The organism is Streptomyces sp. NPDC047079 (assembly GCF_040643755.1).
Taxonomy (GTDB): Bacteria; Actinomycetota; Actinomycetes; order Streptomycetales; family Streptomycetaceae; genus Streptomyces.
On the sequence record NZ_JBEYUZ010000012.1, the window covers coordinates 23,440 to 47,576 of the forward strand.

At 71.5% G+C, this 24,137-nt stretch carries 27 protein-coding genes and 1 tRNA gene; 19 read left to right on the plus strand and 9 right to left on the minus strand.

All coding sequences use genetic code 11. The features are described 5' to 3' along the window. The first annotated feature begins 248 nt into the window (after positions 1 to 248). From ispD to ABZ823_RS17620, 6 genes are all read left to right on the plus strand, one after another. Complete coding sequence (gene ispD, locus ABZ823_RS17595; protein ID WP_361660420.1) at positions 249 to 1,001, plus strand: 2-C-methyl-D-erythritol 4-phosphate cytidylyltransferase; 753 nt, start codon at positions 249 to 251, stop codon at positions 999 to 1,001. Beyond that, positions 991 to 1,485: a 2-C-methyl-D-erythritol 2,4-cyclodiphosphate synthase gene (ispF, locus tag ABZ823_RS17600; RefSeq protein WP_361660422.1), complete on the plus strand. Its 495-nt coding sequence runs from the start codon at positions 991 to 993 to the stop codon at positions 1,483 to 1,485. Before ispD ends, ispF begins: the two co-directional genes overlap by 11 nt. Before the next feature lie 54 nt (positions 1,486 to 1,539). Continuing rightward, positions 1,540 to 1,947, plus strand: coding sequence for a PPOX class F420-dependent oxidoreductase (locus ABZ823_RS17605; RefSeq protein WP_361660801.1), 408 nt, complete (start codon positions 1,540 to 1,542; stop codon positions 1,945 to 1,947). Positions 1,948 to 2,043: 96 nt separating this feature from the next. Further along, on the plus strand, positions 2,044 to 3,444 hold the full coding sequence (cysS, locus tag ABZ823_RS17610; RefSeq protein WP_361660425.1) for a cysteine--tRNA ligase: 1,401 nt from the start codon (positions 2,044 to 2,046) through the stop codon (positions 3,442 to 3,444). 98 nt (positions 3,445 to 3,542) lie between these two features. After that, a complete protein-coding gene (gene rlmB, locus ABZ823_RS17615; RefSeq protein ID WP_361660428.1) occupies positions 3,543 to 4,481 on the plus strand; it encodes a 23S rRNA (guanosine(2251)-2'-O)-methyltransferase RlmB in 939 nt (312 codons plus the stop codon). A 168-nt stretch (positions 4,482 to 4,649) separates the two neighbouring features. Next, positions 4,650 to 6,422 (plus strand): DoxX family protein, encoded by a 1,773-nt coding sequence (locus tag ABZ823_RS17620; RefSeq protein WP_361660804.1) that lies wholly within the window; start codon positions 4,650 to 4,652, stop codon positions 6,420 to 6,422. Positions 6,423 to 6,794: 372 nt separating this feature from the next. Here the strand turns inward: ABZ823_RS17620 and ABZ823_RS17625 are convergent, their stop codons facing one another. The 3 genes from ABZ823_RS17625 to ugpC all read right to left on the minus strand — a co-directional run bounded on the left by ABZ823_RS17625 (position 6,795) and on the right by ugpC (position 9,364). Continuing rightward, on the minus strand, positions 6,795 to 7,526 hold the full coding sequence (locus ABZ823_RS17625) for a nucleotidyltransferase family protein (protein ID WP_361660431.1): 732 nt from the start codon (positions 7,524 to 7,526) through the stop codon (positions 6,795 to 6,797). A 51-nt stretch (positions 7,527 to 7,577) separates the two neighbouring features. Beyond that, a complete protein-coding gene (locus tag ABZ823_RS17630; protein WP_361660434.1) occupies positions 7,578 to 8,027 on the minus strand; it encodes a hypothetical protein in 450 nt (149 codons plus the stop codon). 200 nt (positions 8,028 to 8,227) lie between these two features. Beyond that, the gene (gene ugpC, locus ABZ823_RS17635) at positions 8,228 to 9,364 is read right to left on the minus strand and encodes a sn-glycerol-3-phosphate ABC transporter ATP-binding protein UgpC (protein ID WP_361660437.1); all 1,137 of its coding nucleotides are present in this window, start codon (positions 9,362 to 9,364) and stop codon (positions 8,228 to 8,230) included. Between the two features lie 223 nt (positions 9,365 to 9,587). Between ugpC and ABZ823_RS17640 the strand changes: the two genes are divergently transcribed. Continuing rightward, positions 9,588 to 9,661 (plus strand) — tRNA-Thr (locus tag ABZ823_RS17640). Positions 9,662 to 9,767: 106 nt separating this feature from the next. On the opposite strand, the gene ABZ823_RS17645 is transcribed toward ABZ823_RS17640, so the two are convergent. Beyond that, entirely contained in the window at positions 9,768 to 10,004 is a 237-nt protein-coding gene (locus ABZ823_RS17645; protein WP_361660440.1) for a hypothetical protein, read from the minus strand. Between the two features lie 144 nt (positions 10,005 to 10,148). On the opposite strand from ABZ823_RS17645, the gene ABZ823_RS17650 reads away from it, so the two are divergent. The 7 genes from ABZ823_RS17650 to ABZ823_RS17680 all read left to right on the plus strand — a co-directional run bounded on the left by ABZ823_RS17650 (position 10,149) and on the right by ABZ823_RS17680 (position 15,464). Further along, positions 10,149 to 11,303 carry a SchA/CurD-like domain-containing protein gene (locus ABZ823_RS17650; RefSeq protein ID WP_361660443.1) on the plus strand — a complete coding sequence of 385 codons (1,155 nt, stop codon included), beginning with the start codon at positions 10,149 to 10,151 and terminating at the stop codon, positions 11,301 to 11,303. A gap of 63 nt (positions 11,304 to 11,366) precedes the next feature. Next, positions 11,367 to 11,828 (plus strand): cupin domain-containing protein, encoded by a 462-nt coding sequence (locus ABZ823_RS17655; RefSeq protein WP_361660446.1) that lies wholly within the window; start codon positions 11,367 to 11,369, stop codon positions 11,826 to 11,828. After that, a complete protein-coding gene (locus ABZ823_RS17660; protein ID WP_361660449.1) occupies positions 11,825 to 13,093 on the plus strand; it encodes a beta-ketoacyl-[acyl-carrier-protein] synthase family protein in 1,269 nt (422 codons plus the stop codon). Before ABZ823_RS17655 ends, ABZ823_RS17660 begins: the two co-directional genes overlap by 4 nt. Next, on the plus strand, positions 13,090 to 14,343 hold the full coding sequence (locus ABZ823_RS17665; protein WP_361660452.1) for a beta-ketoacyl synthase N-terminal-like domain-containing protein: 1,254 nt from the start codon (positions 13,090 to 13,092) through the stop codon (positions 14,341 to 14,343). Before ABZ823_RS17660 ends, ABZ823_RS17665 begins: the two co-directional genes overlap by 4 nt. A gap of 29 nt (positions 14,344 to 14,372) precedes the next feature. Beyond that, positions 14,373 to 14,630 carry an acyl carrier protein gene (locus ABZ823_RS17670; protein ID WP_361660455.1) on the plus strand — a complete coding sequence of 86 codons (258 nt, stop codon included), beginning with the start codon at positions 14,373 to 14,375 and terminating at the stop codon, positions 14,628 to 14,630. A 1-nt stretch (position 14,631) separates the two neighbouring features. Continuing rightward, on the plus strand, positions 14,632 to 15,111 hold the full coding sequence (locus ABZ823_RS17675; protein WP_361660458.1) for an SRPBCC family protein: 480 nt from the start codon (positions 14,632 to 14,634) through the stop codon (positions 15,109 to 15,111). 20 nt (positions 15,112 to 15,131) lie between these two features. Then, positions 15,132 to 15,464 carry a TcmI family type II polyketide cyclase gene (locus tag ABZ823_RS17680; protein WP_361660460.1) on the plus strand — a complete coding sequence of 111 codons (333 nt, stop codon included), beginning with the start codon at positions 15,132 to 15,134 and terminating at the stop codon, positions 15,462 to 15,464. A gap of 191 nt (positions 15,465 to 15,655) precedes the next feature. On the opposite strand, the gene ABZ823_RS17685 is transcribed toward ABZ823_RS17680, so the two are convergent. Further along, positions 15,656 to 16,705 (minus strand): methyltransferase, encoded by a 1,050-nt coding sequence (locus tag ABZ823_RS17685; protein ID WP_361660463.1) that lies wholly within the window; start codon positions 16,703 to 16,705, stop codon positions 15,656 to 15,658. 174 nt (positions 16,706 to 16,879) lie between these two features. Between ABZ823_RS17685 and ABZ823_RS17690 the strand changes: the two genes are divergently transcribed. The 3 genes from ABZ823_RS17690 (at position 16,880) to ABZ823_RS17700 (ending at position 19,528) form a co-directional block, all read left to right on the plus strand. Next, on the plus strand, positions 16,880 to 17,545 hold the full coding sequence (locus ABZ823_RS17690; protein ID WP_361660466.1) for a rhomboid-like protein: 666 nt from the start codon (positions 16,880 to 16,882) through the stop codon (positions 17,543 to 17,545). A 10-nt stretch (positions 17,546 to 17,555) separates the two neighbouring features. Further along, on the plus strand, positions 17,556 to 18,962 hold the full coding sequence (locus ABZ823_RS17695) for an FAD-dependent oxidoreductase (protein WP_361660469.1): 1,407 nt from the start codon (positions 17,556 to 17,558) through the stop codon (positions 18,960 to 18,962). A gap of 89 nt (positions 18,963 to 19,051) precedes the next feature. After that, entirely contained in the window at positions 19,052 to 19,528 is a 477-nt protein-coding gene (locus tag ABZ823_RS17700) for a GNAT family N-acetyltransferase (protein ID WP_361660471.1), read from the plus strand. A gap of 77 nt (positions 19,529 to 19,605) precedes the next feature. Here ABZ823_RS17700 and ABZ823_RS17705 read toward each other — a convergent pair whose 3' ends face one another. Further along, positions 19,606 to 20,280, minus strand: a complete 675-nt coding sequence (locus ABZ823_RS17705; protein ID WP_361660474.1) for a pentapeptide repeat-containing protein — start codon at positions 20,278 to 20,280, stop codon at positions 19,606 to 19,608. 85 nt (positions 20,281 to 20,365) lie between these two features. Next, positions 20,366 to 20,866 carry a hypothetical protein gene (locus ABZ823_RS17710; protein ID WP_361660478.1) on the minus strand — a complete coding sequence of 167 codons (501 nt, stop codon included), beginning with the start codon at positions 20,864 to 20,866 and terminating at the stop codon, positions 20,366 to 20,368. 63 nt (positions 20,867 to 20,929) lie between these two features. On the opposite strand from ABZ823_RS17710, the gene ABZ823_RS17715 reads away from it, so the two are divergent. Continuing rightward, a complete protein-coding gene (locus ABZ823_RS17715; protein ID WP_361660481.1) occupies positions 20,930 to 22,339 on the plus strand; it encodes a M1 family metallopeptidase in 1,410 nt (469 codons plus the stop codon). Position 22,340: 1 nt separating this feature from the next. Here the strand turns inward: ABZ823_RS17715 and ABZ823_RS17720 are convergent, their stop codons facing one another. Continuing rightward, complete coding sequence (locus ABZ823_RS17720; protein WP_361660484.1) at positions 22,341 to 22,862, minus strand: GNAT family N-acetyltransferase; 522 nt, start codon at positions 22,860 to 22,862, stop codon at positions 22,341 to 22,343. Between the two features lie 107 nt (positions 22,863 to 22,969). Continuing rightward, on the minus strand, positions 22,970 to 23,545 hold the full coding sequence (locus ABZ823_RS17725; protein ID WP_361660487.1) for a TerD family protein: 576 nt from the start codon (positions 23,543 to 23,545) through the stop codon (positions 22,970 to 22,972). 159 nt (positions 23,546 to 23,704) lie between these two features. Between ABZ823_RS17725 and arfB the strand changes: the two genes are divergently transcribed. Then, positions 23,705 to 24,133, plus strand: a complete 429-nt coding sequence (arfB, locus tag ABZ823_RS17730) for an alternative ribosome rescue aminoacyl-tRNA hydrolase ArfB (RefSeq protein WP_361660490.1) — start codon at positions 23,705 to 23,707, stop codon at positions 24,131 to 24,133. Positions 24,134 to 24,137: the final 4 nt, after the last annotated feature.

A 24,137-nucleotide genomic window follows, 5' to 3' on the forward strand; every position in this document is an offset into this window, starting at 1 on the left:
GGCGTAGTCCGGACGCCGGGAGGCGGGGCCGTGCCGAGGCGTGGAGCCCCGCCCGGATGTCGTACGCCGACGGGGAACCCCGATACTGGGCCTGCCGGGCCCGGGCAGCCGGCTCGACCGGAGGTCACGGAAGGGTCCGGTCAAGGCGTCGCGCCCGGCACTCCCCCAGCTCTCGGCTTCGCCCGAGCAGGGGGTCACCCCCAGGGCCATACCCATCCCGGTCGAGCACACAAACCTGACAGGAACCGATGTCTGACGATTCGCGCCCTTCACCCACCGGACTCCGTACGGCAGCAGTGATTCCGGCCGCGGGCCGGGGAGTTCGCCTCGGTCCGGGCGCCCCCAAGGCGCTTCGCACGCTGAACGGCACGCCCATGCTCATCCACGCGGTGCTCGCGATGGCCGCGTCCCGCGCCGTCTCCCTGGTGATCGTCGTGGCTCCGCCGGACGGGGCCGCGGAGGTCAAGTCGCTGCTGGACGCGCACGCTCTGCCCGAGCGGACGGACTTCCTGGTCGTCCCCGGCGGCGGCACACGCCAGGAGTCCGTGAAGCTGGGCCTCGACGCGCTGCCGCCCGAGTACGAGATCGTCCTCGTCCACGACGCGGCCCGCCCGCTCGTTCCGGTGGACACGGTCGACGCGGTGATCGAGTCGGTACGGGAGGGCGCGCCGGCCGTGGTGCCGGCGGTGCCGCTCGCCGACACCGTCAAGGAGGTCGAGCCAGCCGACGCGCCCGGTGAGCCGGAACCGGTCGTCGCCACACCGGAGCGGGCCCGGCTGCGCGCGGTGCAGACTCCCCAGGGCTTCGACCGCGCCACGCTGGTCCGGGCGCACGAGACGGTGACGGACAACGTCACGGACGACGCGAGCATGATCGAACAGCTGGGGCTGCCGGTTGTGGTGGTTCCCGGCCACGAGGAGGCCTTCAAGGTGACGCGGCCCCTCGACCTGGTGCTGGCGGAGGCTGTCCTGGCGCGCAGGAGGCTGAACGATGGCTTCTGAGGCACCGCTGCTGCCGCAGGTGGGCATCGGCACCGACATCCACGCCTTCGAGGAGGGGCGGGAGCTGTGGTGCGCGGGCCTGAAGTGGGAGGGCGAGGGGCCGGGCCTCGCGGGTCACTCGGACGCGGACGTGGTCGCGCACGCCGCGTGCAACGCGCTGTTCTCCGCGGCCGGGCTCGGCGATCTGGGGCAGCACTTCGGCACGGGCCGCCCCGAGTGGTCGGGCGCGTCGGGCGCCGCGCTCCTGACGGAGGCGGCGCGGATCGTCCGCTCGGCGGGCTTCCGGATCGGCAACATCGCGGTGCAGGTCGTCGGACCCCGCCCGAAGATCGGCAAGCGCCGCGACGAGGCCCAGAAGATCCTCTCCGAGGCGGCGGGCGCCCCCGTCTCGGTCTCGGGCGCGACGACGGACGGCCTCGGCTTCCCGGGGCGGGGCGAAGGGCTGATGGCGGTCGCGACGGCGCTCGTGGTGCGGGTGAGCTGAGAGCGTGCGAGGGTATCCGAGGAGTCACCAGTGATCCAGGCCCCGGAGGTACCCATGCCCGCCGCCGTCCTGTCCGACCGGCTCAAGTCCCTGCTCGACCGCCCCGTCTTCGTCGTCCTCGGCACGATCCAGCCCGACGGCAGCCCTCAGTTGTCCCCGGTGTGGGTCAAGCGCGACGGTGATCACCTCCTCGTCTCCACCACCGTCGACCGGCGCAAGAAGAAGAACATCGACAGCGACCCGCGGGTGAGCGTCGTGGTCCAGGACCCCGACTCGCCGTACGAGTACGCGGAGATCAGGGGCACCGCAGAGATGACGACGGAGGGTGCCCGGGAACTCATCGACGAGCTGTCGCTGAAGTACACCGGCAAGAAGTACGCGGAGTTCAACCCCGCGTCGGCGCAGGACGCGGAGCGGGTGGTCGTGCGGATCGTGCCGCGGAAGGTGGTCGGGGTGCTGTGAGGCCGGGGACCCGGCGCCCTTGACGTTTGTCACGAATGCGTGGCCTTGGTGGCAAGGGGGCGTGAGGCACCCCTTGCCGCCCACTACCCTGGACACGTGACTATTCGCCTGTACGACACCAGCGCCCGGCAGATCCGTGACTTCACCCCGATCAAGCCGGGTTGTGTCTCGATCTACCTGTGTGGCGCCACCGTGCAGGCACAGCCGCACATCGGGCACATCCGCTCGGGCCTCAACTTCGACATCATGCGCCGCTGGTTCGAGTACCGCGGCTACGAGGTCACGTTCATCCGGAACGTGACGGACATCGACGACAAGATCATCGTCAAGTCGGCCGAGCAGGGCCGCCCTTGGTGGGCCATCGGGTACGAGAACGAACGCGCCTTCAACGACGGGTACGGCGTCCTCGGCTGCCTGCCGCCCACCTACGAGCCGCGGGCCACCGGCCACGTGCCCGAGATGATCGAGATGATGCGCGGTCTCATCGAGCGCGGCCACGCCTACGCCTCCGAGGGCAACGTCTACTTCGACGTGCGCTCCTTCCCCGGCTACCTGCAACTGTCCAACCAGGAGCTGGAGAACCTGCGCCAGCCCGAGGGCGAGGGCGAGACCGGCAAGCGGGACGAGCGCGACTTCGCCCTGTGGAAGGCCGCCAGGCCGGGAGAGCCCTCCTGGGAGACCCCTTGGGGCCGCGGGCGGCCCGGCTGGCACCTGGAGTGCTCCGCCATGGCCCACAAGTACCTGGGCCCGGCCTTCGACATCCACGGCGGCGGCCTCGACCTCATCTTCCCCCACCACGAGAACGAGATCGCCCAGGCCAAGTCCTTCGGCGACGAGTTCGCCCGGTACTGGGTGCACAACGCCTGGGTCACCATGAGCGGCGAGAAGATGTCGAAGTCCCTCGGCAACTCGGTGCTCGTCTCCGAGATGGTCAAGCGCTGGCGGCCCGTCGTGCTGCGCTACTACCTCGGCACCCCGCACTACCGCTCGATGATCGAGTACAGCGAGGAGGCCCTGCTCGAGGCCGAGTCCGCGTTCGCCCGTATCGAGGGCTTCGTGCAGCGCGTCGTCGAGAAGGCCGGCGGGGTCGTCGAGCCCGCCGACGAGGTGCCGCCCGCCTTCGCGGAGGCGATGGACGACGACCTGGGCGTGCCGCAGGCGCTGGCCGTCGTGCACACCACCGTCCGGCAGGGCAACAGCGCCCTGGCCGCCGACGACAAGGAGGCCGCCGTGGCCCGGCTCGCCGAGGTGCGGGCCATGCTCGGCGTCCTCGGCCTCGACCCGCTCGATGCGCAGTGGTCCGGGGAAGGGGAGCGCGGCGAGGATCTTCACGGGGTGGTCGACAGCCTCGTGGGCCTGGTGCTCCAGCAGCGCGAGGCGGCCCGCGCCCGCAAGGACTGGGCCACCGCGGACGCCATCCGCGACCAGCTGAACCAGTCGGGCCTGGTCATCGAGGACAGCCCCCAGGGCCCGCGCTGGACGCTCGGCCCGCGCTGATCCCGCCCCGGCGACTCCTTGATCGATTGTGCCGCCCGGCCCTCCGGGCGGCACACTGCATAGACGTACATACGAAGGCTTCAACAGACAGGTAGGTCATGGCCGCGAACAACCGCCGCATGTCCGGCAAGAAGGGCGCGCAGGTCGGCAGCGGCGGCAAGCGGCGCCGCGGCCTGGAGGGCAAGGGCCCGACCCCGCCCGCAGAGGCGCGCAAGGGGCATGCCAAGCAGCGCGCCGCGCAGGCGAAGGCGCGCCGCGCGCAGGGGCGCCCGCAGCGCCGTCCGGGCGGCAAGGCGTCGTCCGAGCTGGTCGTCGGGCGCAACCCGGTCGTCGAGGCGCTCCGCGAGGGTGTGCCCGCGTCCACGCTGTACGTCCAGCAGTTCATCGACAGCGACGAGCGCGTGCGCGAGGCGTTGCAGCTCGCGACGGAGCGCGGCGGGATCAACCTCATGGAGGCCCCGCGTCCCGAGCTGGACCGGATGACGAGCGGCCTCAACCACCAGGGGCTGGTCCTGCAGGTCCCGCCGTACGAGTACGCGCATCCCGAGGACCTCGTCGACGCCGCGTTCGACGAGGGTGAGGACCCGCTGATCGTCGCCCTCGACGGGGTGACCGACCCGCGGAACCTGGGCGCCGTCGTGCGGTCCGTCTCGGCCTTCGGCGGGCACGGTGTCGTCGTGCCCGAACGGCGTGCGGCGGGCATGACCGCCGGTGCGTGGAAGACGTCCGCCGGTACGGCCGCCCGTACGCCCGTCGCACGCGCCACCAATCTGACGCGTGCCCTGGAGGCGTACCAGAAGGCGGGCATCACGGTCGTCGGGCTGGCCGCGGACGGGGAGGTCGAACTCGGCGACCTCGAAGCCCTCGAGGGGCCCGTCGCGATCGTCGTCGGCAGCGAGGGCAAGGGCCTGTCGCGGCTGGTCGGCGAGACGTGCGACGTCCGGGTGCGGATTCCGATGCCGGGCGGCGCCGAGTCGCTCAACGCGGGTGTGGCCGCGGGGATCGTGCTCTACGAGGCGGCCCGCCGGCGCGCCTGACGCCAACCGCCGCCGGGCCTGAGCGGACGTTCGTGACAGGCCCGGACGGCTGTTCGTTCTTTCCCCCGAATGGGGGAAACCGGTGCTACAGGACAAGCTTGACGGGGTCCGGACAGATCCGCCCGGTCAAGGCAGTGTCCTAACCACACGTCACTCGGTTAGATGAGTGTGGAGACCAGAACACGCCGCACACCCACGGGAGAGCGGTCGTCGGGATTCGACGACACCCCCGTGCTGAGCATGATGAAGGTGCCGAGCGACCCGGCGCAGGTCATCGTCAATCATGCGAGCTTCCGCGTGCAGTTGGGCGCGTCGACCCGGCGCGACCAGTCCCCGTACGCCGCACGGCAGTTGAGCACCCCCCTCGTCGGTACGGCGGACAGCACCGGCGCCCTGGGCGCTGCCGCGGGCCGCCGCCGTCCCGTCGTCTGGAGCGGCAAGTCCGCGCCCGGCGACACCGGGGCCCACCGGCTGCTCCAGGCCGTACGGAGCCAGAGCGTCGGCCACGGCGAGGAACCGGCCGGTGCCGCGGGTGCGACGCAGGTCATCTCGCGCCTCGGTGTGCACGACCTTGACGGAACCCACGGCTACGACGATGGTCTGGGCGCACGCACGCTCCAGGCGCCGGTCGTCGGCGGAGCCCACGGCCACGACTCCGGCGGGACCCGGCTGCTGCCGCATATGCGGAGCGCGAGCAGCGTGTACGGCGAGGACGTCCTTGAAGAGCCGCTCGACGGTGGACCGGCCTTCGACGAACCGCCCTACGACGAGCGGGCCTACGACGAACCGGCCTACGGCGGGCCCGGCTACGGGGAACACCCCTACGGCCGCCCCCTGTTCAGGGACGAGGTCGGGACGGGGGAGCCGGAGCCGCGGGGCAGGCGGCACGGGGGCACACCGGCCTCGTCCGCCGCCGCGGCGGGGGTCCGGCACGCCTACTATCCGGGCCGCCGGATGAATCTCGGAGTGGTGCTGCTGCCGCTGCGCATCTTCCTGGGCTCCATCTCCGCGTACGCGGGCATGGGCAAGCTCTGTGACCCCGTCTACTTCGACGGCGGCAAGCGGGGCTCCATGGTCACCTGGCTCAGCACGCTCCACCCCTGGGAAGCCGCCGAGCCACTGCGGCAGTTCGCGCTCCAGCACCCCGTCGGCACCGGGCTCGTCATCGCATTCCTCCAGGTGATCGTGGGCGTGCTCACCGTCCTCGGCCTGTGGCAGCGGGTCGCTGCCGCGGTCGGCGCGATGCTGTCGGCGGCGCTGATCGTCACGGTCAGCTGGCGGACCGTTCCCGCGTACGACGCGCCCGACATCATCTATCTCGCGGCCTGGTCGCCGCTGATCATCGCCGGGGCGCCGGTGTACTCCGTGGACGGCCGTCTCGCGGGCGGCGCGTGGCGCAGGCTCGGTCCCCGGGCGGACATCTGGGAGCTGCGGCGGTACGTGCTGCGCCGGGGCGCGCTGATGACCGCGCTCGTGACCGGGGTGACGCTGCTCGTCGGGTCGCTGCTCGGCGGTGCGGTGCGGGACGCGGACCGGGTGGTCGTCCCCGGACCCGGTCAGGCGCCGCGCAACGAGCTGCCGGGTTCGCCGCTGCCCGGGACGGACGGCGGGCGGCCGGACAAGTCGGGCCCCTCGGCCTCGCGGCCGTCGGCGACGCACGGGACGACGTCGTCGTCGCCGTCGAGCACGGCCACCGAGCCGGGTGCGGCAGGGGCCACCGGCACCGTCACCGGCGGCCGGCCGAGCCAGACCCAGGGCACCGCCGGTCAGGCACCGCCCCGGCACTCGGCGCCGACGCGGCAGGCTCCGAGCACCAGCGCGGGCCCGTCGTCCTCGGGCGGCAGCGGCACGGGCGGCCCGACGGGCGGGGCGAGTGGCGGTGCGGGAGGAAGCAGCAGCTCCGGAGGCTCGGACCACCTGGTGGGCGGCCTCCTGGGCTGACCCCACCCGATCTCCCGGCGCAAGGGTCCCGCACATACCGTGCGGGGCCTTCCGCGACAAGGGCCGGGGGTGCGCCGTGCCGCTGGGCGCGGCGCCGGCCTCGGGGGCGGGTGCGGGCGGTTGGGCGGGACGGCGGGTGGTGCGGGGCGGGCGCATGGAGCCCCTGGCGGCGGCGGATCGCGTGGGGCGGCGGCGCTGGACGCGGGCGCAGCCGGGAGGCGCGACGCCGTGCGACTCGGCCTTCGGTGGGGAGGGGACGTTCCGGTGCTCGGTGTGAACGGTGACGCCCCCGGCCCAAGGCGGGGCCCCGTGGGCGGGGGCGTGTATCAGCGGTTGAGGGCTCCCCGTATCAGCGGTTGTGGAGCCCCGGTATCAGCGGTTGAGGGCCCCCAGTTCCCTGGCGGCCTCGGTGAGGTCCTTCGCCGTGTCGATGGCGCGCCAGTAGGCGCCCTGAGGGAGGGGGAAGCCGGCGAGGCGGCGTTCCCGGGCCAGGCGGGGGAAGGTCGTGCGCTCGTGGTCGCCGCGCTCGGGGAGCATCTTCGCGAACTCGGCGGAGAACACGTAGACGCCCGCGTTGATCTCGAACGTCGATGGCGGGGCCTCGATGAAGTCCGTGACGCGGCCGAAGCCGTCCGTCTTGACCGCACCCCACGGGATGCGCGGGCGGGCCAGCGCGAGCGTGGCGACCGCGTCGCGCTCGGTGTGGAACTCCGCCATGTCCCGTAGGGAGAAGCGGGTCCAGATGTCACCGTTCGTCGCGTACCACGGCTTGTCGGGGTGCGGCAGGTGCTCGGCGGCGTAGCGCAGACCGCCGCCGCGGCCGAGCGGCTCCGCCTCGACGACCGTCGTGACGTGCACGGGGAGGTCGGCGGAGTCCAGCCACCGCTGTAGGACGTCGGCGAGGTGGCCGCAGGAGACCACGACGTCCTTGACACCCTCCTCGGCGAGCCACGCGAGCTGGTGGCCGATGATCGGAGTCCCGGTGCCCGGGATCTCCACCATCGGCTTGGGCCGGTCGTCGGTGTACGGACGCAGCCGTGAGCCCTGGCCACCGGCCAGGATGACGGCTTGAACGGGGCGCGAGGCGGCGTTCGGATCGGTCATGACCGAACTGTACGTCGCGCGCCCCGTCCGCAGTCCGGATGGCCGGCTTGCTCAGCCGCGCTGCGTGGCCACACCCGAGGCGAAGGACGTGTCGCAGACCGGGCGGGCGTAGGACTGGGCGCGTGCGGGGCCGTACACACGGACGGCGGCGCGGCCCAGCGCGCGGGCGATGGACGCGCAGTGCCTCGCCAGCGACGGGCGGCCGTTGACCGCCTGCTGGAGGTGGGTGAGCGCGACGCCCGGGTTCCTTTCCTGGAGCTCCAGCAGGAGCTTGTCGCGCAGCACGTCCTGCGGGGCGCGGGAGGACGCGCGGGTGGAGACGTCTTCGGAGGAGGCGGCGAGCATCGAGCTCGACGATCCCCCCGACCAGCTCACGCGGGTGACCGCGAGGGTGCCGGACAGCACCAGGACGACGGGCAGGACGAGGGCCAGGGTGCGGCCGATCCGGTGGGCGGGGCCACGGCCGCGCCGTGGCCGAGGAGTAGTGGTGGTGTGCTTCACGCGAGTGAGAGTAGCGTGGTGTAGTGATTTGGCGACATTTAGTCACCGGTTCGGGTGATGAGAAAGCGACGATTTCTGGGTAGGGGGTTGACGCGTGTGGTCGAATTGCCTCGTTTGCCGGGGTATTTGTCGACAGTGAAGAGGGCCCCGTGGCAAGCCGCGGGGCCCTCTTCGCCACTCCGGTGCGAGGCGGGCGGGCCTCAGTCGGAGAGGCGCTCGCCGGTGGAGGTCGAGAACACGTGGGTCTCGCCCGGCCGCGGCACGACGTGCAGCTGTGCGCCCTTCTCCGGCACCTGGCGGCCGCCGACGCGGACCACCAGGTCCTTGGCCTCCCCGCCGACCTCGGCGGTGCCGTAGACATAGCCGTCGGCGCCCAGTTCCTCGACGACGTTCACCGAGATGGCGAGGCCGGCCGGGGCGTCCTCGGCGTCCTTGGACAGCGAGGCGGCGGCGCCGCCGCCCAGCTCCACCACGTCGAAGTGCTCGGGGCGGACGCCGACGGTGACCGTGCGGTCCCCCTTGTCGGAGGCGGCCTTGAGGGCGTCGCGGTTGACCGGTACGACGCTGTTGCCGAACTTCACGCCGCCGTCCGTGATCGGGACCTCGACGAGGTTCATGGCCGGGGAGCCGATGAAGCCGGCCACGAAGAGGTTGGCCGGGCGGTCGTACATGTTCCGCGGCGAGTCCACCTGCTGGAGGATGCCGTCCTTCAGCACGGCCACGCGGTCGCCCATCGTCATGGCCTCGACCTGGTCGTGGGTCACGTACACCGTGGTGATGCCGAGACGGCGCTGGAGCGACGCGATCTGGGTACGGGTGGAGACGCGCAGCTTGGCGTCGAGGTTCGACAGCGGCTCGTCCATCAGGAAGACCTGGGGCTCGCGCACGATGGCGCGGCCCATGGCCACACGCTGGCGCTGACCGCCGGAGAGCGCCTTCGGCTTGCGGTCCAGGTACTCGGTGAGGTCGAGGATCTTCGCGGCCTCCTCCACCTTCTTCCGGATCTCCGCCTTGTTCACGCCGGCGATCTTGAGCGCGAAGCCCATGTTGTCGGCGACCGACATGTGCGGGTACAGCGCGTAGTTCTGGAACACCATGGCGATGTCCCGGTCCTTGGGCGGCAGATGCGTGACGTCACGGTCGCCGATGCGGATGACGCCGGAGTTCACGTCCTCGAGCCCCGCCAGCATGCGGAGCGAGGTGGACTTGCCGCAGCCGGACGGGCCGACCAGGACGAGGAACTCCCCGTCCTGGATCTGGATGTCGAGTGCGTCGACGGCGGGCTTGTCGGAGCCCGGGTATATCCGGGTCGCCTTGTCGAACGAGACAGTGGCCATGGTGAATGGGCCCCCTTCACCGGCAGGAACGTGCCGGACGATCCGTTGTAAAGGTGGTGCACTACGGGATTCCGTTGTGGTGTAGTCCACAGGAGTGGACTGCCTGAGGACGGTACCTGCCATTCACCTGCTCTGTCAGTACCCGGGGGACTGTGAACTTCGCGGAAATTCTCGACGGTACGGGGCCGGGACCTGGGTACACTGCACGGGCGCGCATACGCACGCCTCCTTAGCTCAGCTGGTCAGAGCGCCGCTCTTGTAAAGCGAAGGTCGTCGGTTCGAATCCGACAGGGGGCTCTCTACTTCACCCGTGCGACCTGCGGTTTTCGGCTGAGGGGCCGGCCGCGGGACCGTCGCGTGGGCCTTCCGCCGACCCCAGTCGGCCCCGTGTCCCGGGGCGGGGTCAAGGCGCCGTCAGGACCCGTACCGCCCGGTACACCGTGAGCCGTACGGCGTCGCGGGTGGCGGTCGCCAGGGCCACCGGCCGGCTTTCGGTGTCGGGGGTCTCCGGCATACCGGGTCGTTCTCGTGGGTGGAGTTCCCGGTGAGGAACACCACCGTTCCGGGTGTCAGGGGGCGCCAGGAGCGGTGCCGCCGCCCCGATGTCCGGCTCGATGTCGGCCACCCGGAACAGCTCCATCCTCCGCACGCTGTCGCCCCGTCACCCACGTGGTTCATACGAGTCGCGCGCTCTCTGTCACCGGCACAAGATCGAGGAACGCTGACGTCGTGTCACCTGCCGTCGGCGTAGCCCTTGCTCCCCGCATAAGGAGATGTGCGCAGGATGACCACAACGACTGAACGTATGTCAGGACCCTCGACGCGACAGATGCCGAAGCGTGTCTCCCAGTCCGTCTTCGACGGCTCCCGCGTCCGGGTGGTTCTGCTGGTGGACGTCTACGACGGATCCCAGCAGGAGTTCCTGGAGGCGTACGAGCATCTGTGCAGCCAGGTCGCGTCCGTTCCCGGGCATGTCAGCGATCAGCTCTGCCAGTCGATCGAGGATCCCTGCCAGTGGCTCATCACCAGCGAGTGGGAGAGTGCCCCCCCGTTCCTCGCCTGGGTGAACAGCGAGGAGCACGTGCAGATGGTGCGGCCGATGAACAGCTGTGTCCGGGACACCCGCTCGCTGCGCTTCCACATCGTCCGCGAGACCGGCGTCGCGGCGCCGGCCGATTCCGGCACCCGTCACCTTCAGCTGGCGCCCCGGATCGGTGACGGCACGATCCGTCACGCGCTGACCTTCACGGTGAAGCCCGGCAGCGAGCAGGCCGTCGCCAAGATCCTCGCCGACTACGCCCCGCCCAAGGCGCAGGTCGACGAGACCACACGGCTGTGCCGCACCTCGCTGTTCATGCACGGCAACCGGGTCGTACGCACGATCGAGGTGGAAGGCGACCTGCTCTCGGCGCTGCGCCATGTGGCCCGGCAGCCGGAGGTCATGGCCGTCGAGGAGGCCATCAACCCGTATCTGGAGCAGGAGCGGGACCTGGGCGACGCCGAGGCCGCGCGGATCTTCTTCGCCCGGGCCGCCCTCCCCGCCGTCCACCATGTGACCACGGGTGACGAGTGCCCGGACGCGGTGCGGCGCGCGCTGTACTACCCGGCCCGGCCGGGGCGCGGGATGGATCTGGCCCGGCTGCTCGCGGAGCAGGACGAAGCGTCGGCGAACGACCCGGACTGCCCGGTGTGCCGCAGCACGATCTTCCAGCGCGACGACATCGTGGTGCGGCTGGTCGACGTGCGGGGCAACCTCGACGGCGACCCGGTCCGCTCCCTCGGCCGCGCGAACTCCGCGCAGGCGGCGGAGCTGCTGTCCCTCCTCGACGGCGAGGCCATCGGTGCGGAGGGTCCGGCGCTGAAGAGCGGCGACGCCGCCGCCATCCTCAAGCTCGCGCGCATGGAACTCATCACCGACCGCCGTTCGGCCGACGCCTGACCGGCACCCGCGAGCCGCAGCGGCCACGCCCCCTGTCGACCAGCACACCACCGGAGGAACGACGTGATCAAAGCCCGGCCCAGGATCGTGAATCTCCACGAGACCGAGCCCAACACCAAGCGCGGAGGCGATCTGCGCGCCATGCTCACCCCGGCCACGGTCGGCTCCACCAGCGGTTTCATGGGCGTGGCCATCGTGCAGCCCGGCGACCGCATCGGCGAGCACTACCACCCGTACTCCGAGGAGTTCGTGTACGTCATTTGCGGGCGGCTGGAGGTGGACCTGGACGGCGAGGCCCAGCCGCTGCGGCCCGAGCAGGGGCTACTCATTCCTGCCTACATGCGGCACCGCTTCCGCAATGTCGGCGACACGGAAGCCCGGATCGTCTTCCACCTCGGCCCGCTGGCCCCGCGCCCGCAGCTCGGCCACGTCGACACCGAGGAGACCGACGCCGTAGCGGTCGCGGCGGAGGCAGCCGGAGCGGGCGGCGCCCGGACGGCCGAGCGAGACCAGGTACGTTCATGACCAGGCGCGTGGCGGTCACCGGCATAGGGGTGGTCGCACCGGGTGGCATCGGCGTACCGGCGTTCTGGGACCTGCTCGCGGCCGGCCGTACCGCGACGCGGGGCATCACCTTCTTCGACCCGACCGGTCTGCGCTCGCGGATCGCGGCGGAGTGCGACTTCGACCCGGCGGCCCACGGGCTGGACGCGGAACAGGTCGCGCGCTGCGACCGGTACATCCAGTTCGCCCTGGCCGCCGGGGAGGAGGCCGTGCGTGACGCGGGGCTCGACACGGAACGGGAGAACCCCTGGAGGATGGGGGTCTCCCTGGGTACCGCGGTCGGCGGCACCACCCGGCTGGAGCACGACTACGTCCTGGTCAGCAACCACGGGGAGCGCTGGGACGTGGACCACCGGCAGGCGCAGCCGCAGCTGCACCGCGCGTTCTCGCCGAGCACTCTCGCCTCGACGGTGGCGGAGCGCTTCGGGGCCCGCGGGCCGGTGCAGACCATCTCCACGGGCTGCACCTCCGGGCTCGACGCGGTCGGATACGCCCTGCAGACCGTGCAGGAGGGCAGGGCGGATGTGTGCATAGCTGGTGCCTCGGACTCGCCGATCTCGCCGATCACCATGGCGTGCTTCGACGCGATCAAGGCCACGTCCCCCAACAACGACGATCCCGCGCACGCCTCCCGTCCCTTCGACAACAACCGTGACGGGTTCGTCATGGGCGAGGGCGGCGCGGTGCTCGTCCTGGAGGAGCTGGAGCACGCCCGGGCCCGCGGCGCGCGCGTGTACTGCGAGATCAGCGGCTACGCCACCTTCGGCAACGCCTACCACATGACCGGTCTCACCAGCGAGGGCCTGGAGATGGCACGGGCGATCGACGAGGCGCTGGACCATGCGCGGCTCGACGGCTCGGCGATCGACTACGTCAACGCGCACGGCTCGGGCACCCGCCAGAACGACCGGCACGAGACCGCGGCGGTGAAGAGGGCCTTGGGGCATCACGCCTACGACACGCCCATGAGCTCCATCAAGTCGATGGTGGGGCACTCCCTCGGGGCGATCGGGGCTATCGAAGTGGTGGCCTGTGTGCTGGCCCTGGACCGTCAGGTCGTACCGCCCACCGCGAACTACGACACCCCGGACCCCGAGTGCGACCTGGACTACGTGCCACGGGTGGCCCGCGAGCGCAGGCTGAACAACGTGCTCTCCGTGGGCAGCGGGTTCGGTGGGTTCCAGTCCGCGGTGGTCCTGGCCCGGCAGAGGGAGAGGACACGATGAGCGCACCGCATGTCAGGCGCGCCGGCGTCACCGGAATCGGCGTCGTCGCCCCCAACGGAACGAGTACCGACACCTTCTGGAAGGCCACCCAGGCGGGTGTCAGCGTCCTGGACCGGGTCACCCGGGAGGGCTGTGAGCATCTGCCGCTGCGGGTGGCGGGCGAGGTCCGCGCTTTCGAGCCGGCGGCGACGATCGAGGAGCGCTTCCTCGTCCAGACCGACCGGTTCACGCACTTCGCGATGGCCGCGGCCGATCTCGCGCTGGAGGACGCCCGGATCGGCCAGGGCGATCTGAGCGGTACTCCGTTCGTCGCCGGGGTGGTCACCGCGGCCGGGTCCGGCGGCGGTGAGTTCGGCCAGCGGGAGTTGCAGCGGCTGTGGGGAAAAGGGAGCCGCTATGTGGGCCCGTACCAGTCCATCGCCTGGTTCTACGCCGCCAGTACCGGGCAGATCTCCATCCGCCGCGGGTTCAAGGGGCCCTGCTCGGTCGTCGCCGCCGACGAGGCCGGCGGCCTCGATGCCCTCGCGGACGCCGCGCGGGCCGTGGCGCGCGGCACCGATGTGATGGTGGCCGGTTCCACCGAGGCGCCGCTGGCGCCCTACTCGGCGGTCTGCCAGCTCGGGTACGAGGAGCTGAGCACCGTCGGCGACCCGGCCCGCGCCTACCGTCCGTTCACCGCCGACGCCTGCGGGTTCGTGCCCGCGGAAGGCGGCGCGATGCTCGTCGTGGAGGAGGTGTCCTCGGCTCGTGAGCGGGGGGTGCCCGTGCGTGCCGTCGTCGCGGGGCACGCGGCCACGTTCACCGGCGCTTCCCGCTGGGAGGAGTCCCGGGAGGGGCTCGTCCAGGCGATCCGCGGTGCCCTGGACGAGGCCGGCTGCGCCCCCGAGGAGATCGACGTGGTCTTCGCCGACGCCCTCGGTGTGCCGGCGGCGGACCGCGCCGAGGCGCTGGCGATCGCCGACGCCCTGGGCGCGCACGGCAGGCGCGTGCCTGTCACGGCGCCGAAGACGGGCGTCGGCCGCAGCTACTGCGGGGCGCCCGTGCTGGACGCCGCCGCGGCGGTGCTCGCGATGGAGCACGACCTGATCCCGCCCACCCCCAACGTTTTCGACATCTGCCATGACCTCGATCTGGTGACCGTCCGCGCCCGTGCCGCCGAGCTGCGCACGGTGCTGGTCCTCAGCCGGGGACTCATGGGCTCGAACTCGGCGCTCGTGCTGCGGCACGGCGCCGCCGGCGCCTCCTGGTGAGGCCGCCCCGCAGCAAAGGAGAGGAACCTATGAGTGACCGAATCACCGTGGAAGAACTGGCCGAACTGATGAAGACGGCCGCCGGGGTCACCGTGGCCCCGCAGGACCTCCAGCAGCGCTACGACTCGGATTTCGACACCTTCGGCATCGACTCGCTCGGCCTGCTGGGGATCGTAGGGGAGCTGGAGAACCGGCACGGCACCCCGATGCCGCCCGACGCGGAACGCTGCAAGACCCCCCATCAGTTCCTGGACCTCGTCAACACCACCCTCATGGCTGGAGCCTGACATGGCAGGACACACGGAGAACGCCATCACCATCGCCGCCCCGCTGGCCCTGGTCTGGGACATGACCAACGACCTGGAGAACTGGCCGCGGCTGTTCAGCGAGTACGCGTCCTGCGAGGTCCTCTCGCGTGAGGGGAACCGGACGACCTTCCGGCTGACCATGCACCCCGACGAGAACGGCACGGTGTGGAGCTGGGTCTCGGAGCGGGAGACGGACCGCCCCGCGCTCAGCGTCAGGGCGCGCCGCGTCGAGCCGGGTCCCTTCGCCTACATGAACATCCGGTGGCAGTACGAGGAGGTGCCCGAGGGCACCCGGATGGTGTGGACGCAGGACTTCGAGATGAAGCCGGACGCGCCGGTCGACGACGCCTGGATGACCGACAACATCAACCGCAACTCCAAGATCCAGATGGCCCTGATCCGGGACCGGATCGAGCAGGTCGCCGCCGAGAACCGGCCCGCGCCGGCCCTCACCGACTGAGCCGGACGGAGGACAGGCCGATGCACCAAGCCCTGATCGTGGCCCGGATGGCTCCTGGCTCCGCCCCGGACATCGCCAAGGTGTTCGAGGAGTCCGACCGGGGAGAGCTGCCGCACCTCGTGGGAGTGAAGCGGCGCAGCCTCTTCCAGTTCGGTGATGTGTATCTGCACCTCATCGAGTCCGAGCGGGACCCCGGCCCCGCCATCGCCAAGGTGGCCGGGCACCCGGAGTTCCGGGACATCAGCGAGCGGCTCTCCGCGTACGTCAGTGCCTACGACCCCGCCACCTGGCGCTCGCCCAAGGACGCGATGGCGCAGCGCTTCTACCTCTGGGAGCGTGATGTCACCGCCTGAACCGCCCATACGACCACCGGTCGCCGGGCCCGCGTGAGGGACGCGGGCCCGGCGACCGGTGCTGTGTGCGGTGCTTGCCCCTTCGCCGGCGTGAGCGGTCGGCGACGGTTTCGCCCGGTCCGTCGAGTGGTCGCCGAGGGTTTCGCCCGGTGCGCCGGGCGGTCGCCGAGGGTTTCGCCCGGTCCGCCGGGTCAGGCCGGGACGGTGCAGTCGAACGCGTGCAGGTAGGGGTTGACCGGGCGGACCGCGTCGATGACCAGACCCGCAGCCGTCAGCCGGTCGACCATGCTCCGGGTGGTGTGCTCGGCGCCGCCCACGTTGAGGAGCAGCAGCAGGTCCATGGCGGTGCTGAACCGCATCGACGGCGTGTCGTCGACGAGGTTCTCGATGACCACGACCCGCGCTTTCGGTCCGCCCGCCTCGACGACGTTGCGCAGCGTCCGGGCGGTGCTGTCGTCGTCCCACTCCAGGATGTTCTTGATGATGTAGACGTCGGCCCGCACCGGAATCGCCACGCGGCAGTCGCCGGGCACGATGGTCACTCGTTCCGCGAGCGCGCCCTCCCGCAGCAGGGGGACGGCGTTCGCCACGACGGGCGGCAGATCCAGCAGGGTGCCGTGCATCGAGGGGTACTTCCCCAGCAGGCTCGCCACCACATGCCCCTGGCCGCCGTCGATGTCCGCGACCGACGAACACCCCGCCAGGTCGAGCAACTCCGCGACATCCCGCGCCGACTGCTCGCTGGAGGTGGTCATGGCCCGGTTGAAGACGTCGGCCGACTCCGGGGCGTCCTCGTGCAGGTAGGTGAAGAACTCCTTGCCGTACAGGTCCTGGACGACGTTCCGGCCGGTGCGCACCGCCTCGTCGAGCCTGGGCCAGGCGTCCCAGGTCCAGGGTTCGGTGCACCACAGGGAGATGGAGCGCAGGCTGCCCGGGTCGTCCTCGCGCAGCAGGCGGGACATCTCGGTGTGCGCGAACCTGCCGTCCTCGTGCTCGGTGAAGACGCCGTAGCAGGACAGGGCGCGCAGCTGTCGGGACTTGGTGATCCGGACGCTCTCGCGGTACGTGCCGGCGGGGACGAGAACGGTGTCCCCGGAGCCGGCGGCGTCCACCGCCTGCTGGATCGATTCCCCCGGGCGTACGAGATGGGTGGTGGGTCCCTTGGGGGGCGGGGTGGCGCCCAGCCCCGAGCCGACGAGCGCTGCTGCGCACGCCAGCCAGGCGATGTGGCGTTTCGTCACATTCTGTACGCTATGACCCCTTATGGAGGATAGAAAGCCGGATCGGCCATCCGGCGGGTGTCTCCTTGAACGCGCGTACGAGAGCGAGTCCGTCGGGGGCGGCCCGAGGCGCCGTCGCAACAGGTCGTTCCCCTCCGAGGGCAGCCGCGCAGTCGGCAGCCGATACTTGCGTATGTGGACACGGTGATACGGCTGAGGCGCGGACTCGAGGCAGCGGCGGCGTACGTCCGCAGCGCCCCGGGGACCTACCTCTGGCTGGCGGTCCTGTTCGTGACCACCGTCGCCCTGCACCACATGTCGCCGGAGTTCGAGGAGAACTTCCTGCGACACCGCTCCACCAACCTCCACGAGCTGTCGTCCAACCCCGTCCGCGCGTTCATCACCAGCGCCATGTGGATCGACGGCGGGCGCTGGCTGCCGTACGCCGCGCTCTACACCGTCTTCCACGCCCAGACGGAGCGCTGGCTGGGCACCGCGCGCTGGCTGGCCGTGTGCGTCGCCGCCCATGTCCTCGCCACACTCGCCAGCGAGGGAGCCCTGTTTCAGGCGATACGCCGGGGGCTCGCCCCCCTCTCCGCCGCCGACACCCTGGACATAGGGGTCAGCTACGCACTCGCCGGGGTCGTCGCGCTGCTCACCTACCGGATCGCGGCGCCCTGGCGTTACGCGTATCTGGCGGTCGTCCTCCTCGTGTACGCCGTCCCCCTGGCCCTTGCCCCCACCTTCACCGATTTCGGGCACTTCGTATCGGTGCTGATCGGTCTCGGCTGCTACCCGCTGACCCGTGGCCGCCGAAAAGCACGGAATCCGAAGGAGACACCGGTCACCCTCAGGGGCTAACGTCCGGCGCATGAACAGCGCAGCGAGCGGTGTCGTCAACGGCGGCATCTCCTTCTGGTACGCCGACGACGGCCTTCCCGCCCCGCGGGAGCCCCTGGCCCAGGACGCGTCCGCCGACGTCGTGATCGTGGGCGGCGGTTACACCGGACTGTGGACCGCCTACTACCTGAAGAAGGCGGCACCTTTCCTGCGCATCACCGTGCTGGAGCAGAAGTTCTGCGGCTACGGCGCCTCCGGCCGCAACGGCGGCTGGCTCTACAACGGCATCGCGGGCCGCGACCGGTATGCGCGACTGCACGGCCACGAGGCCGCCGTACGCCTCCAGAAGGCGATGAACGAGACGGTCGCCGAGGTCGTCCGGGTCGCCGAGGAGGAGGGCATCGACGCGGACGTGCGCGCCGGCGGCGTCCTGGAGGTGGCGTACACGCCCGCCCAGCTGGCCCGCCTGAAGGCGTTCCAGGAGCTCGAACTGTCCTACGGCGAGAAGGACCGCGAGCTGTACGGCGCCCGGGAGACCGCCGAGCGGATCAGGGTCGCGCACGCGGTCGGCTCGACCTGGACCCCGCACGGGGCGCGGCTGCACCCCGTCAAGCTGGTCAAGGGGCTCGCGGCGGCCGTCGAGGCGCTCGGGGTGACGATCCACGAGGGCACGCCGGTCACGGAGATACGCCCCAAGCACGCGGTGACGCCCTACGGCACGGTGCGCGCGCCCTACGTCCTGCGCTGCACGGAGGGCTTCACGGCGTCGCTGAAGGGGCAGCGGCGCACCTGGCTCCCGATGAACTCGTCCATGATCGCGACCGAGCCGCTGACCGAGGCGCAGTGGGCCGAGATCGGCTGGGAGAGATGCGAGGCGCTCGGCGACATGGCGCACGCGTACATGTACGCGCAGCGCACCGCCGACGGCCGGATCGCGCTCGGCGGACGCGGCGTGCCCTACCGCTTCGGCTCCCGCACGGACAACGACGGCCGCACGCAGCCCGCCACCGTCGAGGCGCTGCACGAGATCCTGGTCCGCTTCTTCCCGTCGCTGGCCGGGGTGAAGGTGGCCCACGCCTGGTCGGGCGTGCTCGGGGTGCCGCGCGACTGGTGCGCGACGGTCACCCTGGACCGTGCGACAGGGCTCGGCTGGGCGGGCGGTTACGTCGGCTCGGGCGTCGCCACCGCGAACCTCGCCGCGCGCACTCTCCGCGACCTTGTCCAGCAGGACTCGGGGCAGGCCGGCGGGACCGAGCTGACCGCGCTGCCGTGGGTGAACCACCGGGTGCGCAAGTGGGAGCCGGAACCGCTGCGCTGGCTCGGGGTGCACGGCATGTACACCACCTACCGCACCGCGGACCGGCGCGAACTCACCGCGCCCGGCGTCCGGTCGTCGAGGCTGGCGCGGTTCGCGGACCGGGTGGCCGGGCGGCACTGACCGGCCTCTGCGCGGCGGGCGGCACTGACCGGCCTCTGCCCGCCGGGGGCGGGGACTGCCGGGCCGCGCCTCCGTGTGACACTGCGGGCATGATCCGCACCGCGACCCCAGACGACATCCCCGCCGTCCATGCCCTGATCCGTGAGCTGGCCGAGTACGAGAAGGCGCGGGAGGAGGCTCGGGCGACCCAGGAGCAGCTGCGCGAGGCGCTGTTCGGGGAGCGCCCGGCGGCTTTCGCGCACGTCGCGGAGGAGGACGGCGAGGTCGTCGGCTTCGCGCTGTGGTTCCTGAACTTCTCCACCTGGCGGGGCGTGCACGGCATCTACCTCGAAGACCTGTACGTCCGCCCGGAGGCCCGCGGTGGCGGCCACGGCAGGGCACTCCTGAGGGAACTGGCCCGGATCTGCGTCGCACGCGGCTATGAGCGCCTGGAGTGGTCGGTCCTGAACTGGAACCGCCCCGCGATCGGCTTCTACGAGGCCCTGGGCGCCCGCCCTCAGGACGAGTGGACGGTGTACCGCCTGACGGACGGGGCGCTGGCCCAACTGGGGCAGGCGGGAGCCTGAGTCTGACGGCGGAGCCCAGCCACGGTGGGAGGAGAGGCGCCCGGGTCGCGGAAGCCGCCGCCCGGAACGCCGCCGTCTCAGCTGTCCCCCGCCACCCGGACACCCATCCGCGCCGCCAGCACGGGCGCCAGGTCCAGAAGCTGGGCATGGGTGATCACCGCGCCCGCGAGACGGTCCACTCCCCGGGCGATGTCCAGCTCCGCCGCGCGGCGCAGATCCACATCCACCAGGGTCGCCGCAGTGAGGTCCGCCCCCTTCAGGACGCAGTCCACGAACTCGACCCGCTCCAGCCGGGCACCCCCGAAGTCCGGTTCGACCAGGACACAGCCCTCGAAGACGACGTCCTTGAGTCTCGCCCTGCGCAGGTTCAGGTAGTCGATCTTTCCGCCGCGCACCAGCACCCGCTCCAGCGCCGCGCCGTGCAGCTGCACCCCGCCGAGCCGGGCGTCCACCAGCTCCACGTCGCGCAGGCCCGCCTCGGCGAGGTCCGTGCCCACCCCCCGTATCCCGGTGAGGACGCAGTCCACCACGCGCGCGTGGTGCAACTCGGTCTCGTCCAGCGCGCAGCCCGTCAGCGCGCAGTCCAGGAAGCGGGCGCCCCCGCCCTCCTGCCCGGCGAGGTCCACGTCACGGAACTCCAGCCCGTCGTAGTCCCCGTCCGGCGTCAACTCGCCGTCCGTGAACGGCGCCAGCTCCGGCAGCCGCACCTGAGGCCGCCGTGCCGGCTTCACCACCCGATCGCTCCGCACCATGCCCCCATGCTGCACCCCGCCACTGACAATCCCCCCGGCCTTCGACGACGCCCCGGTCTCCGCTTCGGCCCGCCGCCCCGCCCGCTCAGCCGACGCGGGGGAAGCGGGACTGGAGAGTCCAGATCGCCGGGTTGTCCGCGAGGTCCTCGTGGAGGTCGGTGAGGTCGGCGACGATATCGTGCAGGAAGTCCCGGGCCTCGCGGCGCAGTTCGGTGTGGGAGAAGGACAGCGGGGGCTCGGCCGCGGGCAGCCACTCCGCGTCGATGTCCACCCAGCCGAAGCGGCGCTCGAAGAGCAGACGGTCGGTGGACTCGGTGAAGTCCAGCTCCGCGCGCTGCGGCCGGGCGGCGCGGCTGCCCAGCGGGTCCCGGTCGAGCAGCTCGGCGATGTCGCACAGAGCCCACGCGAAGTCGAGCACGGGCACCCATCCCCAGGCTGTGGACAACTCCCGGTCCGCCTCGGTGTCGGCGAGATAGACGTCACCGCAGAACAGGTCGTGCCGCAGGGCGTGGACGTCCGCACGGCGGTAGTCGGTCTGCGGGGGATCGGGGAAGCGGTTGGAGAGGGCGTAGCCGATGTCGAGCACGGGGCGATGGTGTCACGGCGCGGCCGGGCCCACCGTCGCGGGCCACCCCGTAGGATCGCGTGCGTGTCCTGGTCCATACGTCCCATACGCCCTGTCCCCGTCCTGCTGCTGGCCGTTGTGCTCACGGCGTGCGGCGGCGGTGTGCACGGCACCCCGGGCGCTGCGGGGCTGAGCGACCCCTACTTCCCGCGCGCGGGCAACGGCGGGTACGACGTCACGCACTACGACCTGACCCTCGCCTACGACCCGGCGCACCGCCACCTCACCGGCACGGCGGTGATCACGGCCCGCGCGACCGAGGACCTCTCCGCCTTCAACCTGGACCTCAAGGGGCTGGACGTCGGCGGTGTCACCGTCGAGGGCCGCGGCGCCCGCTGGAACCGCGCCGGCCAGGAACTGACGGTGCGTCCGCGCGCCGAACTCGACCGGGGCGAGACGTTCCGCACGACGGTCCGCTACTCGGGCACACCCGAGACGATCACCGATGCCGACGGCTCGAAGGAGGGCTGGCTCGGGACCGCCGCCGGCGCCCTGGCGCTCGGCGAGCCGGCGGGCTCGATGGCGTGGTTCCCCGGCGACCACCACCCGTCGGACAAGGCGACGTACGACATCACGGTCACCGTCCCCGAGGGGCTCCAGGCCGTTTCCAACGGCGAACCGACACGCGAGACGACGAAGGACGGTCGCACCACCTACGCCTGGCACACCGGCAGGCCGATGGCGAGCTACGTGGCCACGGTCGCGATCGGCCACTACACCGTCACCCCCTCCAGCCTGAAGAACGGCCTGCCCGTGTATGTCGCCGTGGACCCGTCGCAGGCGGAGGCGAGCCGCAAGGTGCTGGCGCGGATACCGGAGATCATGGAGTGGGAGGAGGACAACTTCGGCCCGTACCCCTTCTCCTCCACCGGCGCGATCGTCGGCCGCCCCGACGCCGCCGGCTACGCCCTGGAGACGCAGACCCGACCGGTCTTCCCCGGTGCGCCCGACACCGACACCCTCGTCCACGAGCTCGCCCACCAGTGGTACGGCGACTCCGTCACCCCGGACAGCTGGCGCGACATGTGGCTCAACGAGGGGTTCGCGACCTACGCGGAGTGGCTGTGGCACGAGGACCACGGCGGCGACACGGCCCAGCAGACCTTCGACGCGCTCTACCGGGGCGACTACGGCGACGACCCGGAGAGCAACGAGGCGATCTGGGCGTTCCCGCCCGCGAATCCGACGAGCGCCGCGCACGTCTCGGACAGCCCCGTCTACGAACGGGGCGCGATGGTCCTGCACAAGATCCGGCAGAGCGTCGGTGACGACACCTTCTACGACATCATCCAGGGCTGGGCGGACGCCCACCGCTACGGCAACGCGTCCACGGCCGACTTCACGGCGTACGTGGAGAAGAAGGCGCCGCACAAGGACTTCGGCCCGCTCTGGCGGGACTGGCTGTACGGGGAGGGGAAACCGGAGCGGCCCTGACTCACAAGGGCCGCAGCGCCTTGCGGAGAACGGTGCAGGGGCGGCCCTTTTGGCGCTCGCGGCGGTGGTCGACGGTCTCGTAGCCGAGGGACGTCCAGAAGGCGAGGCCGCGGGGGTTGTCGTCCAGGACCGCGAGGCGTACGCCGGTCCGGCCGGCGGCGCGGAGGCGGTCCTCGACCAGGGAGGCGAGCCGCCGGCCGTACCCCTGCCGCTCCAGGGCGGCGTCCACCATCAGCAGGCCGATCCACGGGTCCGGGTCGGCCGGGTCGGGGTGGCGGGCGAGGGTGATCGCGATCCCCACCAGGCGCCCCTGGGCGCGGGCGAGCAGGACCTCAACGTCCGGGTTCGCCAGCTCGTCGGCCAGCGCGGTCGCCACCTGTTCCGGGCGGATGTCGTCCGGGTCCGGGAAGTCGCCGCTGAGGGCGTGGAAATCGCGGTGGGAGGCGTGGAGCGCGGTGAGTTCGGTGAGCAGCGGGGCCGGGATGTCGTGGTCGGCGGAGAGCCGGAGGGGCTGGAGGATCACGGACGCCAACGTATCCCGCGCGGGGCGTACAAGGGACCCGGAGAGGGACCCGAGCCCCCGGCCGCGGCGCACCGCGGCCGGGGGCTCCTGGGAGGCGTCCCCCGACGTCAGACGTTGACGCCGAAGTCCTGGGCGATGCCGACCAGGCCCGAGGCGTAGCCCTGGCCGACCGCGCGGAACTTCCACTCCGCGCCGTTGCGGTACAGCTCGCCGAAGATCATGGCCGTCTCCGTGGCCGCGTCCTCCGACAGGTCGTAGCGGGCGATCTCCTGGCCGCCGGCCTGGTTGACGATGCGGATGTACGCGTTGCGCACCTGGCCGAAGTTCTGCGAACGGGCCTCGGCGTCGTAGATGGAGACGGGGAAGACGACCTTGTCGATGTCGGCCGGGAGCGCCGCCAGGTTGACGTTGATCGCCTCGTCGTCGCCCGCGCCCTCGCCCGTGCGGTTGTCACCCGTGTGGACGATCGAGTTGTCCGGGGTCTGTTTGTTGTTGAAGAAGACGAAGTGCTGGTCCGAGTACACCCGGCCCTGGGTGTTGACCGCGATCGCGGACGCGTCGAGGTCGAAGTCCGTGCCGGTGGTGGTGCGGACGTCCCAGCCGAGGCCCACGGTGACGGCGGTCAGGCCCGGAGCCTCCTTGGTGAGCGAGACGTTGCCACCCTTGGACAGGCTTACAGCCATTGTTGGGAGTCCCTTCCCTCGGTGCGTGTGCGGATGAAGCTACCGCCATCCTTAGGAACGCCTAGGGGGGTATCCATGGTTCCGGGGCGCTTTACCTTTTTTACCTGACGTCCCGAAATCCGGATGACGTGGACCGCGTGGAGCCGGGAACATGGACTCATGTCCGGTCCCCACGTCATCCGCGGCTCCGTCTCGCTCCCCGAGGCCGAGCTCATCTGGCGTTTCTCGCGCTCTTCCGGGCCCGGCGGACAGCACGTCAACACCAGTGACACCCAGGTGGAACTGCGATTCGACCTCGCGCGGACCGAGGCGCTGCCGCCGGTGTGGAAGGAGCGGGCGCTGCGGCGCCTGGCGGGGCGGCTCGTCGACGGCGTCGTCACCGTCCGCGCCTCGGAGCACCGCTCGCAGTGGCGCAACCGCGAGGCCGCCGCCGTTCGCCTCGCCTCGCTGCTCGCGGAGGCGACGGCCCCGCCGCCGAAGCCGCGCAAGCCGACCCGGATTCCGCGCGGGATCAACGAACGCCGGCTGCGGGAGAAGAAGCGGCGCGCCGAGACCAAGCGGGGCCGCTCCGGACGGGGCTGGTCCTAGGGGG